We start from the raw sequence: 19,524 nt of genomic DNA, 5'->3' as shown, positions 1-19,524 counted from the left end.
AATAAATTATTATTGATTAGTATTAGATTAGACTTTTGTCTTAACTTTATTTTTAACGTACAGAGATATAAATTTTAAAATTATGCAAGTAATTAACATCACAACATATACAGAAGATGTTTCTCAAATGAGGCTGTTAAAGCTATTATGAAAGCATTGAAAATAAAATTTGAAATTGCGAATACTAAATCTTTCAAATTATCTTCTGAACAACAAGAAATATTAGACAGCCAAATCCCTTTCAAAAAATTTCCTTATATCGCTTTTTTTATTGTTGATGAAATTTCAAAAAACGGTTTTTCTAAATGCAGTTTTTCACACTTCTCTAAATCCGGACAAATACCCTGTAAAATAAAGAGTTAGTAGAATTAAATTGCCACAGTTCTCGCCTAGCCCCGATGGAAATGGCATCCTTTTATGGGCTCGTTTTTGGAACGAGATTATAAAAAATAGAATGAACAGCGGGACAAATGGTCCTGAAATACGAAAATTTGCTGCTTCTTAAAAAAATAATTATTTCAACAACTCCTTATTATCAAAGGCTTTTAGCGTTTTTTTGGCATCAATCTATACTACGATAAGAAAAAATTATAATTTAATTATATCATATTTCAAAAAACTGCCATACATTTGCCTAACAGTGTTAGATTATTTAATACTAATCAAAATGGCAAGTAAAGATCGTATTTTAAGACAAAAAGAAGAAACAAGAAGTAACATTCTTGAGGCTGCTTATGCTATCGTTAAAGATGAAGGCTGGCAAGGTCTGAGTATGCGAAAGATTGCCGACAGAATCGAATACACTGCTCCTATTATTTATGAATACTTTTCTAATAAAGATGCTATTTTAAGAGAATTAACCGGTAAAGGTTTTATCAAATTGGGAAAGGAGCTGGAAAATGCTAAATCTAAATTTGAAAAACCGGAAGAACAAATAGAAGCCATGTGGATGGCCTATTGGGATTTTGCCTTTACGGATACTGAGATGTACCAGGTAATGTTTGGCGTTCAGATGAATTGCTGTACGGAACAATGTGATGCTGCAAAAACACCTTATAAGCTATTTACAAATGTTATAGCTGAAATCATGAAAAACAGCAACCCGACCGAAGAAGTTATTAAACAAAAATATTTTACCTTCTTTTCTGTCATTCATGGTTTGATTGCGATTAATATCATTAACAAAAGTGATGTCATGGAAACTATCAACAATCAGATTCTGAAAGATGCTATTGGAGGAATCATAAAATCAATACAATAAAAAAAATTTCATTTTAACTTAACAGTGGTAAATGATTTAATAGTTAATTTAACAAATCCTTTTTTTTATTCTTTTACTTAACAGCGATAAATAATTTAATTAACATAAAAACAGACTTTCAGCCTCATTTACTTAACACCGATAAATAATTTAATACCGATTTATGAAACAGAATTGCAAAGCATTATTATTTGGAATTTTGCATCGATTTACTTAACAGCGTTAGAAAATTTAATATACTTAAATATGAATATTAAGAATACCTCAAATAAAAAATTTAAAAACGGGAATGTCCAACAAATTAAAACCAATATGAAAATGAAAAATGTAATTATAACCAGCTTTATCCTCGCACTTGTCCTTAGCAGTTGTGCAGATAAATCACAGGCGCCTGCTGCTGCACCTGCACCGCTTTTGCCGGTTTTGGCAATAACAAGCGAAAACACTACTACTGATGCTGAATATCCTGCTTCTATACAAGGAACTGTTGATGTTGAAATCCGTCCGCAGGTAAGCGGAAACCTGGATCGCGTTTTGGTAGATGAAGGTGCTTACGTTTCTAAAGGGCAATCTTTATTCAAAATAAACGAGCGTCCTTTTCGTGAGCAATTAAATAATGCCTTAGCGAGTCTTCATGCTGCTGAAGCTGCTTTGATCAATGCTCAGTTAGAGGTAGATAAATTAACTCCTTTGGTACAAAACAAAGTAGTTTCGGATTATCAGTTGAAAACGGCTAAGGCTTCTCAAAAAATTGCTGCTGCCAATATCGAGCAGGCAAAAGCAATGGTAGCATCTGCCAGAATCAATTTAGGATATACAAATGTTACAGCTCCGGTAAGCGGTTATATTGGAAGATTACCTAAAAAACAAGGAAGTTTAGTTTCAGCAGCTGATATCGAACCTTTGACAACACTTTCAGATGTTCATGAAGTATATGCTTATTTCTCTTTGGGAGAAACTGATTTCATCAATTTTAAAGCACAATATGCAGGAAGCAGTATTGGAGACAAAATCAAAAAATTACCTCCGGTTTCTTTAATATTAGCTGATAACAACGCATATCCGCAAACAGGAAAAATTGATATGGTAGATGGTCAATTCGATAAAAACACCGGTGCCATTACTTTAAGAGCCACTTTTCCAAATTCAAACGGAACTTTGCGTTCAGGAAATACAGGAAGAATCCGTTTAGGACTGCAGCATGATGATGCTATTTTGGTTCCTCAATCTGCTACAATCGAAATGCAGGATAAAGTTTTCGTCTTTACTGTAGGCAAAGAAAACAAGGTTACTAAAATGCCAATCACAGTTATCGGTAAAAGTGGTAACAACTACCTTATTAAGGACGGTGTAAAAACCGGTGACCAAATTGTATTAAGCGGTATCGACAAGCTTCAGGAAGGTCAGGTAATTCAGCCTGAAAAATCAACTGCTAAAGTTGCTCAAATAATTAACAAAAAATAATTTTTACGAAAATGTTCAAAATATTTATACAAAGACCTGTACTGGCAACCGTTATCTCCATTTTATTGGTGATATTAGGTATACTCGGTCTTACAAAATTGCCTTTACAACAGTTTCCTGATATTGCGCCCCCATCGGTTTTGGTAACGGCAGTATATCCGGGAGCGAACGCAGAAACGGTTTTACGTTCTGTTGCGCCATCTTTGGAAGAATCTATAAATGGTGTTGAGAATATGACTTATATGAGTTCTACCGCCAGTAATGACGGTACTCTTGCGATTACTGTTTTCTTTAAATTAGGAACAGATGCTGATCAGGCCGCAGTTAACGTACAAAACAGAGTTGCTCAGGCGACAAGTCAATTGCCTGCAGAGGTTGTTCAGCAAGGTGTAATCACGGCAAAACAACAAAACAGTTTTATTATGGCAATCGGTATGTATACTGATGATGAGTCAAAATATGACCAGACTTTTGTTGCCAATTATGCTCAGATTAATATTATTCCGGAGATTAAACGTATTCCGGGTGTAGGTTCTGCCAGTATTTTCGGCGGGGTTAAAGATTACTCGATGAGAGTTTGGTTAAACCCGACTCAAATGTCAACTTACAATGTTACGCCAAACGAAGTTATGGCAGCTATTCAGGACAAAAGTTTGGAAGCTGCTCCAGGTAAATTTGGTGAAAGAAGTAAAGAGGTTTTTGAATACGTAATCAAATACAAAGGAAAACTAACCAAACCGGAAGATTATCAAAATATTGCCATTCGCTCTAATGCCGATGGTTCAGTTCTTCGTTTGAGAGATGTTGCCAGAGTTGAACTTGGGGCTTACTCCTACAACAGTTTAACCCGTTTGAATGGTAAAAAAGGAATTGTAATTGGGGTTATTCAGTTAGCAGGTTCTAACTCAAATGATATTCAGGTTGCGATCAATAAATTGATGGTTAAAGCATCAAAAGATTTCCCTGCCGGAATAAAACACAATATTTTCTATAGTACAAAAGTTTCTCTGGATCAGTCTATTGCTCAGGTTGAGCATACTTTAATAGAAGCTTTTATATTAGTATTTATCGTTGTATTCATCTTCCTTCAGGATTTTAGATCGACATTAATCCCGGCAATTGCTGTACCTGTGGCAATTTTAGGAACGTTCTTCTTCATGCAGTTATTCGGATTCTCGATTAACCTTTTAACGCTTTTCGCTTTAATTCTGGCGATTGGTATTGTGGTGGATGATGCGATCGTCGTCGTCGAAGCCGTGCATGCGAAAATGGAGCACAAACATCTGTCTCCAAAAATAGCAACACATGAAGCAATGCACGAAATTACGGGTGCTATTATCTCGATTACGCTGGTAATGGCTGCTGTATTCCTGCCGGTTGGTTTTATGGAAGGCTCAACAGGAGTTTTCTATCGTCAGTTTGCTTTTACGATGGCAATTGCAATTGTAATCTCGGCCGTAAACGCTTTAACACTAAGCCCTGCCCTTGCCGCTTTATTCTTAAAGGATAATCATGAAGCTCATGGGGATGGTCCATACGTAAAAAAAGGATTTAAAGAAAAATTCTTTACCGGATTCAATAATAGTTTTGAATCGTTAACCAACCGCTATGTGGGTGGATTGAAATTCTTAATCCGCAATAAATGGGTTAGTTTAGGCGGATTGGCTTTAATTACTTTCGCTACGGTTGTAATGGTTAAAACAACTCCGGCAGGATTTATTCCGACAGAAGATCAGGGGTTTATCGCAATTGCAGTTAATACTCCTTCAGGGACATCTCTTGACGGAACTCAGAAAGTAATGACACAAGCGGAAAACACTTTGAAAGCTTTGGATGCATCACGATTTGTAACAGCTATTTCAGGTTTCAACCTGTTAACGAATTCTACAAGTCCGTCATCAGCCGTTGTTTTTGTGTTGCTTAAGCCAAATGAAGAACGTGGCGAGGTAAAAAATATTGACGAAATCATGAATCAGGTTCGTGGCAAATTAGGCGAGATCTCCGGTGGTAGTTTCTTCGTCTTTAGTTTCCCAACCGTACCCGGTTTCAGTAACGTTGAGGCTTTAGATTTAGTACTTCAGGACAAAACCGGAGGAAAACTGGATAAGTTTAGCGGTATTTCTCAAAATTTCATTGGAGAGTTGATGAAACGTCCGGAAATTGCAGTAGCCTTTACTTCTTTTAAAGCCGATTATCCGCAATTACAATTGGATATTGATGATGCGAAAGCAGATCAGTTAGGTGTAAAAGTCAAAGACATTCTGCAAACCATGCAGGCCTATTTTGGTAGTGCGCAGGCATCTGATTTTAATCGATTTGGAAAATATTACCGAGTTGTTGTTCAGGCTGATATTGCCGACAGAGCAGATCCGTCAGCTATTGACCGTGTATTTGTAAAAAACAAAAACGGCGAAATGGTTCCGATAAATACACTGGTAAAACTAACCCGTATTTATGGTTCTGAAACCGCTTCGAGATACAATTTGTTTAATTCTATTTCGATTAATGCGATTCCGAAACCCGGATTTAGTTCCGGAGATGCCATCAAAGCAATCGAAGAAGTGGCTGCGCAGCAATTGCCTGCCGGATACGGATATGAATTTTCAGGACAAACCCGCGAAGAGATTTCTTCAGGAGGTCAGTCGGCAACGATATTCCTATTGTGTCTGATATTTGTTTACTTCCTGCTTGCAGCACAATATGAGAGTTACATTTTGCCTTTGGCTGTAATTTTATCAATACCTGCAGGAATATTTGGAGTATTTGTAGCCATTGGCCTAACAGGAATCGAAAATAACATTTATGTACAAGTTGCCCTTGTCATGCTAATCGGACTCCTCGCCAAAAATGCGATCCTGATTGTTGAATTTGCTTCGCAGCGACGAAAATCCGGTCAGGCATTAGTCAAAGCCTCAATAGATGCAGCCAAACTGCGTTTACGACCAATTATCATGACATCACTGGCTTTCGTTGTAGGGCTAATCCCTATGATGAGCGCCACGGGACCATCGGCGCAGGGAAACCATTCGATTAGTATTGGTGCAGCCGGAGGTATGGTTTCAGGAGTAATTCTTGGGTTGTTGATCATCCCGGTTTTATTCATCGTATTTCAATATTTACAAGAAAAGGTTTCTGGAAAACCAGTTGCCGTAATTCATAACGAAGAAAAATAAAAATGGAAAATTATATAACGGCAATCCTGGTGACCATTATCATTGGCATCGCTTACATATCCTATAAAATTTCAAGAGATCTTGAAAGCAAAAAAGATACTTGTACAGAAATTTAATGAGAACATATAAAATGAAAAAGTATATAACCAAAATAGTGATGATCGCCATTTTGATCGTCACAATAATATCCTGTAAAGTTTCGAAGGATATTGAAACTCCAAAAGATGCATTTCCTGAGAATTTCAGGAATGCATCGGTTTCAACTGATACTTCGAGTATCGGGGATTTGGAGTGGAAAAATTTCTTTACCGAACAAGATATTATTCAGTTAATAGACAGCGCGGTGGCCAGAAACAACGATTTGCAAATCGCGACTAAAAACATCGAAATTGCACAATACAGATTCACACAATCAAAATGGGGAAATGTACCTCAGGTCAATTTGTTTGTGAATGCCAGTACCAGCAATCCTTCTGATAATAGTTTCACAGGAATGAATCTGAATCAGGCTTTAGGTCAAAAACACATTGACGATTATTCGGCAGGAGTTTCACTTTCGTGGGAAGCTGATATTTGGGGTAAAATCCGCAGTCAGAAAAAAGGGGCGTATGCCACTTATCTTCAGTCAGAGGAAGTTAAAAAAGCACTACAGACGAATATTGTAGCCAATGTTTCAAAAGGATATTACAACCTTTTGATGCTGGATGCACAACTGGAAATTGCTAAGAAAAATGTACAGCTAAATGACAGTACAACCAACATCATCAAATTAAAATATGATGCCGGACAAGTTACTTCATTGGCGATTCAGCAATCGGAAGCACAAAAGTTAACTGCTGCACAACTGGTTCCTTTATTAGAGCAAAATATTGCTATTCAGGAGAATGCCCTGAGTGTGCTGACAGGATCATTTCCAAATTCAAAAGAAAGAACGATTCGGTTGAGCGCTATCGAAGTAAAAAATAATACATCAATCGGAATTCCGTCTTCATTAGTAAGCAGAAGACCTGATGTAAAAAGTGCCGAATTGGCCTTAAAAGCAGCAAATGCAAATGTCGGAATCACAAAAGCCGACTTATATCCTACCCTTAGAATTACTGCTCAGGGCGGAGTGAATTCATTCGAAACCAGCAATTGGTTCAATATTCCGGCTTCCTTATTTGGGACTGTAGCCGGAGGATTGACACAGCCATTATTGAATAACAAAAGAGTAAGAACGCAATATAATATCGCTGTAGCCGAAAGAGAAAAAGCTGTTTTGAGTTTCAGACAAGCAGTTTTGGTGGCTGTCAATGAAGTATCTGATGCTTTGGTAAAAGTAGAGAAATTGAAACAACAGGAAGCTTTTCTGCAGGAACGTGTGAAAACGCTGCAGCTAGGTATTAAAAATGCCAATCTTCTATTCAAAAACGGAATGGCTGAGTACCTTGAAGTGATTACTGCACAGGCAAATTTATTGCAAAGCGAACTAGAACTGGCAAATATAAAAAGAGAGCAGCTTTCTGCCAATACCGAGTTATATCGTGCATTGGGCGGAGGCTGGAGATAATACCCGTTAATTATTTATTTTGAGATTACGCTGCAGCACTTAGGTTTTGCAGCGTTTTTTTATTTTTGGCATAGTTACGCAGATAGTACAGATTCGCTTTTGCGAAGGCGCGGATTAAAAACGGATTTTTTTCTCTTTCCGAAGAACTAAATAATGACGTGCAATGAATCATTGAAAATGTTATTAAAACCATTACTTTATTTGTAAGATTATTATTTAATATTTTCAGAAAGAATTATATTTGCAAAATTTTAATTACAAAATACAATAAATGAAACATCTGTTAAGCATTCTTCTTATTCTTACATTCTCATTTCAAGGTTTTTCACAAAAAAAAACTAAGCAGAAACCTAAATCAAATACAAAACAAATTACTGCAGCAGCAGCTCAGGAAGCTTATGTTGCTAAAATAATTGTCGACACTTTACGTATTCAAAAAGGAAAGCCTTGTGTACTTCTGGTTGATGTTAATAAAGATTCTGCAGATCCGGCAATCACTTTTGATTCAAATTCGGAAGAAAATGAATTAATCAGGAATTTTGGAAAAGAGGCATTGCAAATAATAAACATCAATAAATACACTTATGTTATTTTCGAAAATAAAGAAATTATAGACATTAATCCGGAAGGGGAATCTTTTCAGGCTTTTGCATATTGGAGCGGAAAACTTAAAGACAAGATAAAAATACAGCAGGGAAAAAGAATGGCTACGGAATTCGTCGCCGGGAATATAAAGGTAAAAAAAGAATCATCTTATGTCATAAATACCCGAAAATACAGAAAAGAAATTGCTTCATTAGAAAGTAAAAATAAAATTACGCCAAAGTCTAACGAAATAATGAATGCTATCCTGAACAAAACAATCTTGTCCATTGATGGAAAACGGGAAGACGAATTTCCTTTATTTAAAGAAAACAAATCAAAAATAAAAACAGCATCTTACTATTTCCTCACAAAGAGCGGCACAAAAACACCAATAAAAGACGTATCAGTAAATGAAAATGGCCTCCTAAAACAAGTCAAAACTTATAATAGAAAAGGCGAACCTGACGGAGAAGCAAATTATGTTTATGAGTATGGAATGCTGACCAAAATTATCAGAGGTGATCAAACAACAACAATCCGTTACAATGATGATAAAATGATTTTTTCAGATAATCGCGGTGATGCAAACGAAACGACAGTATATAGATTAGAAAATAATGTTGTGCTTGAAAAGTCCTATATCATTATGACTGATGATAAATTTTGCTATATGAATAGTTTTGCCGAAGAAAAAATAGAAGGCAATTGTATATTACGTTACATCAATAACATTCTTTGGACAAAAAATTGTGGGAGTCCGGAAAATGTTTTTCCTTTTATTTACAAATATACTTCTTATCAGGACGGAAATGTTCTGCAATACCGAAAGTCTAAATTAGAGAAAAAAGGAGAAAGCAAATTTGAAAAATATTACTCGAGTGCCGAGCGCGAAGAAGAAACAGAAGTATTTAACTTCTTTGGAACTCTAGAGTTTAATGAAAATAATTTGCTGGACACTTATCGTTTTACCAAAGACAAAATTAATCAGGTAATTAAGGTTGATTACACTTATTATCCAAATTAAAATCCCAGATTAAAACGCTGTAAGACTTAGATTTTACAGCGTTTTTTTGGAGCTGTTTCCTGCTATCCGTTACAAACGAAGTTCACTGAACTCCGATTAAAATAAAAGTTAAGTGAAGTAATATTTTGCGCCGAACCCCGGCACAAAATGATTTCCACTTCTATCAGGGCTATAAATAAAAAATGTAAGAAATTTATTTTTATTCTTTGTTAAAATAAAGTATTTAATAATTATATTCGCTTTTAAAGAACTCACTTTTACTTTTGAATTTACTATAAAATATGCCAGATTTTAAAATAATCGGAAATCCTAATCCAATAATTGGAACAGAAGAATTTTACAGCGTCAGCAATCCTGTTGCCAAAACCTTTCCGTATACAACTGCACCAAAAAGTCCGTTTGACACGCCGGTTATATGGACAGTACATATTTTAGAACATGGCAGATGGCGAAAAACAAAAGAGAATGACAAAAAAGGAGATAAAGTATCCTATACTTTCCTGCAGAGAAGCCTGGGCAGAAAGGGCATTCGTATCATGGCAACAAGAGGCGATCAGACAGCCAGAATTGATATAGATACACATCCCGCGGAAAGGCCAAAAATTGACAGTATAGATTTACTTGATAAAAGCGGAAGAAAGCCTGCAAAACCTCTTTCATACGGGCAAACGCTTAAAGCAAGGATTCATTGTCTCCATATGGAAAAACGGAAGATATTTGTTACCCTTTGGGAAGATGATGCAAAAGGTGCAGGACATAATAAAGCAAATGAGAAAAATATAATTGAAACCCGTTTCGGTTTTGTCGAAAACGGAATCGCCGATATTGATTTTCTGCTAAGACCCACTTTTGCGAAAATAGCAACTAAAGGCGGGGAAGAAAAAGACAAAATTCACGAATACTACGTGACAACTAGTTTTGACAATGAAAAATTAGCCAGTAAGAATGTAAACGTCAATGAACTTGAAACTCCTGTAGCTCCTTTTAAACGTAAAATACCGGTTCAGCAACCTGTTAAAAATATTCCTGCGCAGCAGCCCAAAGCACAATCTCCAACTGTCCCCCAGACAAAACCAAAAGACGCCATTAACAGCGTGTATATTACTGATGCTGCAGGAAACACTATAAAAGGCACTTACAGAAACAAGCAAATTAAGGTCTGGGTAAATTCCAGCGGATTGATTGGGAGAGAAATTCAACTTAGATTATATGATGAAGATTATTGGGGTAACGATTTATTGGCAGATCAAAAATGTACCATTACCAACAATATATTTTCGATAACTGTTGCACTCAATGAAATTCCAAGAAGCTCGGGCGGAGATTTCGGAGAAGGAGCAGAACAGGAAGTATTTGCAGACATTGAAGTATTAGAAACCAACAAACATACAGTAAGTGCAATAGTAGATGTAGATGCCACAGTTTTTAAATCCGATCCTGTAAGTGATTCCAATTCTGTTTTTAAGGTTTTTCAACCGGAGAAAAAGAAAGAGGAGAAATTTGAGAAGGTAAATGAAAAAGCTAAAGAAGCAGTTATTTACATTACAAATAAAATAGCAACACCAATTGAAGTTGATGAAAAAGGAAATACTATTTCATATCCAGACAGTGGAGGTTATAATGGAATAAGTGAATATAAAAATGATGATCAAATCTATTGCAAAAAACTTTCTAATGAGAAAAGTGCTTATCCGTTATATAAGACATATATATATCGTGGAAATATAAAAGGCGAAGCTATAAAAAAATTAAAGCAAGACATTGAAAATAATACATTTAAAAATGCAGAACCTACTATTTTGACTTTAGCAAGACATGCGCAAAAGAATAATAAAAATTATGGAAAAGAAGGTCCATTACCACCAAATGGAATTAATAAATTATATGCTGTTAGATATAAACAAGGATGGAATCATAACAATAAAGAGAGTTTTAGGTATAGAATTGTTGATGATAATACTACAAATTTTAAAAAAACAGATGATATATCTGCAGAAGTGAATAGTGGTACGATGACTTTAGGTAATAGAGGGTCGATTTCTATTGATCCATGGAATTCTAAGGGCTTAATTGGTTGTGTAGGTATTAGAAATTCGGATGGTGATATACATTCTAGCTGTAAAAACGAATATAGTTATCAAGATAAGGAAAACTATAAATTCATTTATCATGCACTAAATAATTATCTTGAAACTATTATTCCTGAACTTACAGGAGTCTATGGTAGAAGAGGATACTCATCAGATATAGGAAAAGTAGTGGTTGCTCCTTCTACATACAAAGAAGAAATTAAAGTCTATGTTTTAGTTGATTCGTTGCCTGAAATAAGTGATTGCAAATGCAATTTAAAGAACGATGGCAGGGAGGAATTTTATAAAGAATTTGGAGAAGCGTCTATAAAAATGGTAGAAGAAAAAGGTAAATCGAACAAATTCAAAGGTCTTTATATCGTTTCTCAAAGAAGGCAAGAAAATGGTTTTAAATTAAAAGTTCCAAATAATAACCCTATGAATATTAAAGATAGTGGAGATTTAGGGAAATCAGATTTATATACTAGAGAAGTAATTAATGGTAAAGAAGTTTTTGTTAATGATGGTTTCGGTAAATTCTCAACAGTCGAAAAGGGATTTGAAGGCTATTTGAGTTTATTAAATAGAAACTTTAATGATGCATATAATGCAATTCTTGATGATTCTAAAACAATAGATGATTTTTTGACAGGTATGCAGGACAAAGGGAAGAATGGACCTTATGCTACAGACCCAAATTATAAAACCAGTATAAAAGAACTACTTAAAGGAGTAATTAGTGACTATAAAGAACTGTTAAAATATAAATTATGTAAAGAGAAAACTTTAGAGGAAAAAAATAAGATAAAAAAAGAAATTGAACTTTTAGATGAATTAAAATAAAATGAAAACCTTTGTATATATAATATCAAGTATAGTATTTTTAAGTAGTTGTAACGGACAACAAAAAAAGAAAAAAAATATTTGTAGTAGTGAGAATGAAGCAACTAAAGTTATTTCAGAATTAGTTGAAGTTAAAATACATCAGAGGTATATAGATTCACTTACTCAACATACAAGAGGTGTATCATATATGGTTGAAAATGAAAAAATAAATGGAAAAGATTATTATCAAATAAAAACTGGTTATAATGGTAAACTTCATTGGGAAACGTATAATATCTTTTATGTAAATAAAAATGATTGTGGTAAAATATATGTTGATGATGTTGTATCTGGAAATATAATTACTTTGCAACAATGGAGACAACAACAACCCAAAAAACATAATATGAAAACAAAAAAGGAATTATTTTCTGAATTATTTAATGAAGGAAGCAATATAAATTTCACTCCTAATGATTTGAATAAAGAAAATGCTGATATAAAAGAATTCAAAAGAAAATTGGTTTTGTTCGAAGCTCAAAAACCTGATTCTCATGATTTTAATATTGATGATTTAGCTCTCCTCATAAATAACGAAACATTTACAAATAATGAAAAATATATTAATAGTAACTGGTTGGCTTATTTTATAAAGAAATACAAAATAGAATCAGATAAAATTTATGCTTTAATGACATTAGCTCTTTCTCAAGAAGATTATAATGCCGTTAAAATAATACTTGAAAATGAATCATATATAGTTTCTTCTAAGCAACTGGATTATGCCAAACAAAAAACAAAATATGTAGAATCTCTTCATGGGAAAATTGATGTAGAAGAATATTATGATCCAACATATTCAAAAATTAAAGAGATAGAAAAACTGCTAATCGAAAAACATAAACTTAATAAAATAAAAGATTCTGACGGTTATACTAATTTAAGGAAAGAAAAAAACTCATCTTCTGAAATCTTGCAAAAAATAAATAATGATTCTGAAATTGAAGTATTAGATAATTCAGATAGTTGGTGGCTAGTAAAAACTAAAGAAGGTAAAAAAGGATATGTCTATCAAACTAAAATAAAGTCCGAATAAAAGATATAAAATATAAAAGATGAGATTGCTTATAATATTGTTTTTGACAAGTCTGTTGAATTGCATAGATAAAGAAAAAAATGACCAAAAATTGGTCAAAAATAACACTGACATTCAAACTAATATTGACTGCAATGATTTTATATTAAAAGTTGACATTGATAAAGAAGATTTTAATGTTGTTAATAAAGGCGATACTATATTTATATATAAGGAATTATACGAATCAATTGAATCTAAAAGAGTAAGTATAATAGAAAAAGAAAATAGGTTAAGCAATTTAGAAGTTAGTGAAAATATAGAGAATGGCTTTTATCAGAGAATGACAGATGATAATAAAAGCTTTGCTTTAAATATTTTTTATAATATAGTAAATAAACCTAAGTTAGTATCAAATGAATTTATTAGTTCTGATAGTAAAAGTTTTAAATCAGTATTATTAGAACAACATTTTTTTGATGTAAAAAAAGAATCTTTAAAAAAACAAAACAAATTCTATAAAAATTTATTAGAGAACAAAAAAGACTATGAAGATTGCTGTCCTGAATATATTGAACAGGCTAAAATTTTCTTAAAAAAGAAAGATGAATCATTTAAAAATTTCGATTCCTTAAATATTTCTCCATTTATAAATAAAAATATTATAACCATAAAATATAGTATTAAAAAAGTATTTAAAAGAAAAACAATTGTTCTTAGCGAAGAAAAAGAAGAGAAAAAAGATGATTTCGTAATTCAAAACAGTACAAATAAAATTTCAAATAAACAGACAATAACTCTTCCCAAAGGATTTTATATTTTAGATAGTACCATGATTAATTTAAAAACCAGAAACTATAAAATATTGACTTTAGAAAAGGAAGAAATTAAAAATAAAGATAATGCTCAGCATAACTCAAATCCGATCGTTATTTTAGAAAAAACAAATAATAAATATTTTGAAAAAAGCAGGAATTATGATTTAGTATTTAAATACGATGATAATTGCCCGGCGGATGGATATGGAGGTATTGTAAGTAAAAATAATTATTTTACTATTCAACAGATATTTTGCATGGATTTTTTATTTGTCAATTCATATACAACATTTAAGATAGACGAAAACACCAATACTATACATCTTCATAAATATGGTGAAGAGTATACGAATCGGAGTAATCCAGATGAAAAAATACCTACCCGAATATGGACAAAAAAAGATTTCGGAAATGTAGCGTTTGAAAATGTTACCGAGGATTTTTTAAAAGGATTAAGAAAAAATAATCCAAAAAAATAAAATCAACAAATGGCGATTGATCAAAATAAATACCTCAACAACTTAAAATCAAAATTCGAAAGCTACGCTCCTATTTCAGAAACTTCGTGGCAATTAATAGAAAATATCGTTGAGTTTCAATCATTCAAAAAGGGGGAATTGCTTTTAAGAAAAGGTCAAATTGCAAAAGAAATTCATTTTGTATGCCAGGGCGCTTTAAGGGCTTATATTACTGATAAGGCAGGAAATATTTATAACAAAAATATTTTTCTGGAAGGAGATTTTGCAGGCTCCAAAACTTCTTTGTTGCAGCAAACTACCTCGAATTTTGAAATCGAAGCGCTGGAAGATTCCATTCTTATCGATATTAATTACGCGAAATATAAAAAACTGATTTTCCAAAATGACGATTTAAAAAACTTCTATATCGCTTATTTAGAAAAAAACTGGGTAATCAAAAAGGAATTAAGAGAAATTTCATTGGTGATGGAAAATGCTACCGAAAGATATCTTCATCTTTTATCAACACATCCTGATCTTGAGCAGAGGATTCCCCTACTCCATATAGCTTCGCATTTAGGAATTACGCCGACGCAATTAAGCCGTATCAGAAAAAGTCTTGAAAAAGATTTGTAAATCAACATATGTAAAGGTTTTCAATAAAAGCTATATTTATCTTTGTCATAGTTATAATTACGCTTAAAATGAAAAATGCAAACCTAATAGAAGACAACATAAACAATCTTACCGGTTTATGGAAAACCGTTGGAATTCCTTTTAAATCCCATCATAAAAACGAAACTTTCGAATACTGCAAAATCGAAAATTCCGGTTGGCCAAATAAGTTGTGGTTTCATGAAGATATTTCTGAAAATGATGCGGAAAAAGCCATTGCAATAATGCAATCAAACCCTGGTTTAGTTTTACCATATTGGAATCTTTACGGAAGCAATTCTTATGAAATTCTCGAAGCAAAAGGCCTCATCAAAAAAACAGAACAAGTGGCAATGGCACTCAAACTGAATCAGAAATTCACACAACAAAATAACCTGGAATTTAAACGTGTCCTGAATGAAGAAGATGCTCAAAAATGGACAGCTATTTATCCGGATGCTTTTGAGTATGTCATCAGCAAGGAAATTCTGCTTCAGAATTATAATGACGTTCATTTTTACTTATTTTCTATTGGTAATCAGCCCATTGGAACTTGCATGTTATTCCAAACCGGAAATAATATCGGAATTCACGGTGTTGGCGTGATTCCTGAAATGAGACGAAAAGGCTTCGCTGAAGAAATCATGAAATTTGCACTAAATTTTGCTATAGACCGCAATATGGAATATGCTTTTTTGCAGGCTTCGGCAATGGGAAAAGATATTTATACCAGATTGGGTTTTGAGGATTTGTTTGTGATCAGAAATTATATTTTGAAAACTAAATAATGGTACGCGGATGACACGGATTTGCTAAGCGAAAACGCGGATAAAAACGGATTTTTTCATTCGTGTTTTATCTTGAGCTTACTTTACTGCAAAAACATTTCACGCAGATTTTGCAGATTGAGCAGATTTTCTCTATTCTCTATATTCTATTTTCTGTGTTCTCTGTTCTGTTTTTCAATCTAAAATCTACATTCTAAAATCTAAAATCCAAATTCTGTCCCAAATGCCCCTAAAAAAGTCAGAAATACCTGTTTATAAAAAAAAAATAACATTGTAAATTTGTATAAATAATTAACTAATAACTATTTAAAAATCAAAGCAATGAAAAAAGCAAAAATTATTTTTTGGATTACTACGACTATTATTTTTCTGTTTGAAGGTGTTATGCCGGCCCTTACTTCTCAAAGCGAGATGGCGAAAGAAGGAATTAGGCATTTGGGATATCCTGAGTATTTCGGAAATGCATTAGTGATTTTTAAAATCTTGGGTGTATTGATATTGGTAATTCCGCAGATCCCAAAGAATGTCAAAGAATGGGCGTATGCTGGTTTTGCTTTCGATTTTATATTTGCTTCTATCAGTCATTTTGCTGTTGACGGTGTTGGATTTCAAAGCTTTTTCCCTTTGATTTTTTTGGTGATTCTGGCGGTTTCATATGTGTATTATCATAAATTAGAGCGATACAAAAACATCGCTATGTAAATTCACAAACGCGATGATAGAAGTTTTTAAAACAAATGTTGAGGAAATGGAGCAATCAAAAATGATTGTTGGGAAACTTCTTGAACATTTTCCAAATAGTGTAATCAGCTTTGATCTTGAAGATTGTGATAAAATTTTGCGCATTCATTCTTCTTCCATTTCAAATAATAAGATTATAGACCTTCTTAATTCACATGGTTTTCATTGCGAAGTACTTTTATAAGATCTTAATTACTGATTTACAAAGCAATAAAATAAAAAATCGTAATTTTAAAATCCTAATTTTTAAAATATTACAAATGAATATACCAGCAGAACATCAGACAATAATGCCATATTTGATTTTACAAGGCGCCTCGAAATTCATTGATTTTACAAAAAATGTTTTTGGAGCTACGGAAACTAATACAAAATCACTTCGCGAAGACGGAACTATCATGCATGCCGAAGTTACCCTAAATGGCAGTACAATAATGGTAACCGATGAAATTACAGATTGGGCGAAACAAACCGCAAACTTGTTTGTATATGTCCCGAATGCAGATGAAACTTATAAAAAAGCATTAGAAAACGATGCTGTTTCTTTAATGGGATTAAGCAATCAGGATTACGGCCGAACTTGTGGCGTAACCGATCCGTTTGGAAATATCTGGTGGATAACATCCGTATAAATTGACAATTAAATCAATCAAATGAAAACAGAACTTCAAAAAAATATAGTCAATACATTTAAGGAATTAAACGAATCACTTTCCTCATTTTCTGAAACTGAATTAAATATTGTTCCGTTTGAAGGGAGCTGGACTGCGGGACAAGTTATAAGACATTTGATTATGGGATGCTCGGGTTTTCCAAAATTGTGCGCGGGGAGAACTGAAAAAACTACCCGAAAACCTGATGAAAAAGTTAAAGATATTGAGGCTCTTTTCTTAAATTATGACATAAAAATGGAATCCCCTGAATTCATAATTCCTCCAAATATCGAGTATAACAAAAATTCATTAGCTTTATCTCTGTTAAAAATAGAAAAAGAGTTATTGGATGTTTCAGAAAATTATGATTTAACCTTAACCTGTCTTGATTCTGAAATTCCCGGATTTGGAAAATTTACTATTTATGAATGGATAAGCTTTGCTCTTATTCACATTAAAAGACATTTGAGCCAATTACATGCAATTTCTAAAATAGTAACAAAACAGTAATCCTGAGATTAATTTCAACTAACCTATACTATATGAATTCAAAAGCAGGAACAGTATTCTTATCAGGGTTAATTGCAGGAACATTAGATATTACGGCAGCTATCGTTGTATATGCGTTCTTATTACAGAAAATAACCCAATAAAAATTCTTCAGTCTATCGCAAGTGGTATTTTTAAGAAAGACGCCTATACCGGAGGATGGCAAATGGCATGGTACGGACTAGGTTTACATTATATAATCGCAATGATTTTTGCCTGGTTTTATTTTACCATTTACCCTTATTTTCCATTCTTAAAAAAGAATACTTTGATTTCAGGATTTTTATATGGAATTTTTGTCTGGATAGTAATGAATCTTATAGTTTTACCAATTGTGTTTCCAGCTTTACCGGCTAAACATTTAGATTTTCCATTATTGTTATCCATAGTAATCCTGATGTTTTGTATTGGACTTCCTATTGCTTTAATTACACGAAAATATTATGTTTTGAGTAGCTAAACCCATAATGAAAGGTTTACTACAAATTGCACAAATTAGCGCAAATTAATCTGTAAGAATTTGTGCAATTCGTAGCAAAAAAAATAGAAGCCAAATGCATTACAGTAATTTGGGTTGATAATCCTGAATTAAATCTAAAAACACTATTTCAGTTTTGGACAAATATTTTTGATTACTGCGGGATTTTTTGACCTTCTCAAAATAGGTTTCAATAGTTCCGTCTTCATAGGTTGAGACCAGTAAAGGGTGCACATAATAATTTCGGCAGACTATTCTGGTATTCCCTAAAGCTTCAGCTGTTGCATCATATGCAGTTAAAATATTTCTTTTTCTTTCTTTTTCATTTTCAGCAATTCCTAATTCTATTAATGTTTCAAAAAAAATCAAAGACGCATTCCATGTCCTGAAATCTTTGGCACTAAAATATTCTCCTGATATTTCATGAAGATATACATTCACCATATGACTGTCCAGAATTTTTCTTTCCCCATTTTCATCATAATACTTAAATACTTCCCATCCCGGAATTTCTTCGCAGCGGCTTACCAGTTTTACAAGTTGTTTGTTTCTTGTAGTAATGGTATGTTTTTTTCCTTTTTTTCCTATGAATTCAAAACGAAGCGAATTTTTATTGATATTGATATGCCTTTTCCGCAAAGTAGAAAGTCCGTATGATTTGTTATTTTTAGCATACTTTTCATTTCCGATCCTGATATGGGTTTCTTCCATTAATCGAATAACTAAAGCTATTACTTTATTTTTTGTCCATTCTTTTTGTTCCAGATCAGCATCAACCTTTCTACGAATTTGAGGCAGTTTTTTACCAAATTCGGTAATTTTATAAAACTTTGTCTGGTTCCTTATTAAATTCCATTTTGGATGATATCGGTATTGTTTCCTCTTTTTTTCATCAAGGCCCACAGCCTGAAGATGAGCATTAGGCAGATCAGAAATCCTGACATTTTCCCAGGCAGGCGGAAGTACAAGACTGTTAAAGCGCCTTAATTCACTTTTTTGTTTTATACATTTTCCGTTTTTTTTATAGATAAATTCATCACCTTCTTTACATCTTTCAATAGGCATTTCTTTATCGCTTACATAAACCAGATCTAATTTTTCTATTGCAGACTGAGGGGATTGAATCAGCAATTTCATTAATTTTTCCTGGGTAACTTTAGATGAATTCATATCTGTTCTGATTATATAAGAAACTCAATTTTGCTCGTTTCTCCTTGCTTCATAATGCTTTATATTCTAGTCATTTTTGATTCTGACATAAAGAAATTACATTAACAGGAAGGGATTCTTTTTTTATCTTACAAATTTTGTTTACTTAACTTATTCGTGTTGACCCTATTGATTTTTTTTTTGACTATAA

General features: G+C 33.0%; 16 protein-coding genes. 15 read left to right on the top strand and 1 reads right to left on the bottom strand.

Going from position 1 to position 19,524, the window contains the following annotated elements; translation table 11 throughout:
• Positions 1-667 precede the first annotated feature (667 nt).
• The 15 genes from ACEN92_RS01310 (at position 668) to ACEN92_RS01240 (ending at position 18,146) form a co-directional block, all read left to right on the top strand.
• Positions 668-1,261 carry a TetR/AcrR family transcriptional regulator gene (locus tag ACEN92_RS01310; protein WP_495640568.1) on the top strand — a complete coding sequence of 198 codons (594 nt, stop codon included), beginning with the start codon at positions 668-670 and terminating at the stop codon, positions 1,259-1,261.
• A 318-nt stretch (positions 1,262-1,579) separates the two neighbouring features.
• Positions 1,580-2,725, top strand: coding sequence for an efflux RND transporter periplasmic adaptor subunit (locus ACEN92_RS01305; RefSeq protein WP_495640567.1), 1,146 nt, complete (start codon positions 1,580-1,582; stop codon positions 2,723-2,725).
• Between the two features lie 11 nt (positions 2,726-2,736).
• Positions 2,737-5,898 (top strand): efflux RND transporter permease subunit, encoded by a 3,162-nt coding sequence (locus ACEN92_RS01300; RefSeq protein WP_495640566.1) that lies wholly within the window; start codon positions 2,737-2,739, stop codon positions 5,896-5,898.
• 130 nt (positions 5,899-6,028) lie between these two features.
• Entirely contained in the window at positions 6,029-7,447 is a 1,419-nt protein-coding gene (locus ACEN92_RS01295; RefSeq protein WP_495640565.1) for a TolC family protein, read from the top strand.
• 271 nt (positions 7,448-7,718) lie between these two features.
• Positions 7,719-9,056 (top strand): hypothetical protein, encoded by a 1,338-nt coding sequence (locus ACEN92_RS01290; protein ID WP_495640564.1) that lies wholly within the window; start codon positions 7,719-7,721, stop codon positions 9,054-9,056.
• A 281-nt stretch (positions 9,057-9,337) separates the two neighbouring features.
• Positions 9,338-11,968 (top strand): glucosaminidase domain-containing protein, encoded by a 2,631-nt coding sequence (locus tag ACEN92_RS01285; protein ID WP_495640563.1) that lies wholly within the window; start codon positions 9,338-9,340, stop codon positions 11,966-11,968.
• Between the two features lies 1 nt (position 11,969).
• Positions 11,970-13,046, top strand: a complete 1,077-nt coding sequence (locus ACEN92_RS01280) for an SH3 domain-containing protein (protein ID WP_495640562.1) — start codon at positions 11,970-11,972, stop codon at positions 13,044-13,046.
• A 19-nt stretch (positions 13,047-13,065) separates the two neighbouring features.
• A complete protein-coding gene (locus ACEN92_RS01275) occupies positions 13,066-14,322 on the top strand; it encodes a hypothetical protein (protein WP_495640561.1) in 1,257 nt (418 codons plus the stop codon).
• A gap of 9 nt (positions 14,323-14,331) precedes the next feature.
• On the top strand, positions 14,332-14,937 hold the full coding sequence (locus ACEN92_RS01270; RefSeq protein ID WP_495640560.1) for a Crp/Fnr family transcriptional regulator: 606 nt from the start codon (positions 14,332-14,334) through the stop codon (positions 14,935-14,937).
• A gap of 68 nt (positions 14,938-15,005) precedes the next feature.
• Positions 15,006-15,743 carry a GNAT family N-acetyltransferase gene (locus tag ACEN92_RS01265; RefSeq protein ID WP_495640559.1) on the top strand — a complete coding sequence of 246 codons (738 nt, stop codon included), beginning with the start codon at positions 15,006-15,008 and terminating at the stop codon, positions 15,741-15,743.
• Positions 15,744-16,064: 321 nt separating this feature from the next.
• The gene (locus tag ACEN92_RS01260; RefSeq protein WP_495640558.1) at positions 16,065-16,445 is read left to right on the top strand and encodes a DoxX family protein; all 381 of its coding nucleotides are present in this window, start codon (positions 16,065-16,067) and stop codon (positions 16,443-16,445) included.
• Between the two features lie 13 nt (positions 16,446-16,458).
• Positions 16,459-16,668: a hypothetical protein gene (locus ACEN92_RS01255; protein WP_495640557.1), complete on the top strand. Its 210-nt coding sequence runs from the start codon at positions 16,459-16,461 to the stop codon at positions 16,666-16,668.
• A 76-nt stretch (positions 16,669-16,744) separates the two neighbouring features.
• A complete protein-coding gene (locus ACEN92_RS01250; RefSeq protein ID WP_495640556.1) occupies positions 16,745-17,116 on the top strand; it encodes a VOC family protein in 372 nt (123 codons plus the stop codon).
• A 21-nt stretch (positions 17,117-17,137) separates the two neighbouring features.
• Positions 17,138-17,647, top strand: a complete 510-nt coding sequence (locus tag ACEN92_RS01245; RefSeq protein WP_495640555.1) for a DinB family protein — start codon at positions 17,138-17,140, stop codon at positions 17,645-17,647.
• Positions 17,648-17,852: 205 nt separating this feature from the next.
• A complete protein-coding gene (locus ACEN92_RS01240; protein ID WP_495640554.1) occupies positions 17,853-18,146 on the top strand; it encodes a hypothetical protein in 294 nt (97 codons plus the stop codon).
• Positions 18,147-18,245: 99 nt separating this feature from the next.
• Here ACEN92_RS01240 and ACEN92_RS01235 read toward each other — a convergent pair whose 3' ends face one another.
• Positions 18,246-19,334, bottom strand: coding sequence for a DNA topoisomerase IB (locus ACEN92_RS01235; RefSeq protein ID WP_495640553.1), 1,089 nt, complete (start codon positions 19,332-19,334; stop codon positions 18,246-18,248).
• Positions 19,335-19,524: the final 190 nt, after the last annotated feature.

This window comes from Flavobacterium sp. Flavsp81 (assembly GCF_059491325.1).
The sequence above is the reverse complement of the archived record's forward strand: the minus strand, read 5'-3'. Positions and strand labels throughout refer to the sequence as shown.

Excerpts from the sequence above, each read along its gene's own strand:
- ACEN92_RS01310 (WP_495640568.1), top strand. The coding sequence starts at position 668 with ATGGCAAGTAAAGATCGTATTTTAAGACAAAAAGAAGAAACAAGAAGT.
- ACEN92_RS01305 (WP_495640567.1), top strand. The coding sequence starts at position 1,580 with ATGAAAAATGTAATTATAACCAGCTTTATCCTCGCACTTGTCCTTAGC.
- ACEN92_RS01300 (WP_495640566.1), top strand. The coding sequence starts at position 2,737 with ATGTTCAAAATATTTATACAAAGACCTGTACTGGCAACCGTTATCTCC.
- ACEN92_RS01295 (WP_495640565.1), top strand. The coding sequence starts at position 6,029 with ATGAAAAAGTATATAACCAAAATAGTGATGATCGCCATTTTGATCGTC.
- ACEN92_RS01290 (WP_495640564.1), top strand. The coding sequence starts at position 7,719 with ATGAAACATCTGTTAAGCATTCTTCTTATTCTTACATTCTCATTTCAA.
- ACEN92_RS01285 (WP_495640563.1), top strand. The coding sequence starts at position 9,338 with ATGCCAGATTTTAAAATAATCGGAAATCCTAATCCAATAATTGGAACA.
- ACEN92_RS01280 (WP_495640562.1), top strand. The coding sequence starts at position 11,970 with ATGAAAACCTTTGTATATATAATATCAAGTATAGTATTTTTAAGTAGT.
- ACEN92_RS01275 (WP_495640561.1), top strand. The coding sequence starts at position 13,066 with ATGAGATTGCTTATAATATTGTTTTTGACAAGTCTGTTGAATTGCATA.
- ACEN92_RS01270 (WP_495640560.1), top strand. The coding sequence starts at position 14,332 with ATGGCGATTGATCAAAATAAATACCTCAACAACTTAAAATCAAAATTC.
- ACEN92_RS01265 (WP_495640559.1), top strand. The coding sequence starts at position 15,006 with ATGAAAAATGCAAACCTAATAGAAGACAACATAAACAATCTTACCGGT.
- ACEN92_RS01260 (WP_495640558.1), top strand. The coding sequence starts at position 16,065 with ATGAAAAAAGCAAAAATTATTTTTTGGATTACTACGACTATTATTTTT.
- ACEN92_RS01255 (WP_495640557.1), top strand. The coding sequence starts at position 16,459 with ATGATAGAAGTTTTTAAAACAAATGTTGAGGAAATGGAGCAATCAAAA.
- ACEN92_RS01250 (WP_495640556.1), top strand. The coding sequence starts at position 16,745 with ATGAATATACCAGCAGAACATCAGACAATAATGCCATATTTGATTTTA.
- ACEN92_RS01245 (WP_495640555.1), top strand. The coding sequence starts at position 17,138 with ATGAAAACAGAACTTCAAAAAAATATAGTCAATACATTTAAGGAATTA.
- ACEN92_RS01240 (WP_495640554.1), top strand. The coding sequence starts at position 17,853 with ATGGCATGGTACGGACTAGGTTTACATTATATAATCGCAATGATTTTT.
- ACEN92_RS01235 (WP_495640553.1), bottom strand. The coding sequence starts at position 19,334 with ATGAATTCATCTAAAGTTACCCAGGAAAAATTAATGAAATTGCTGATT.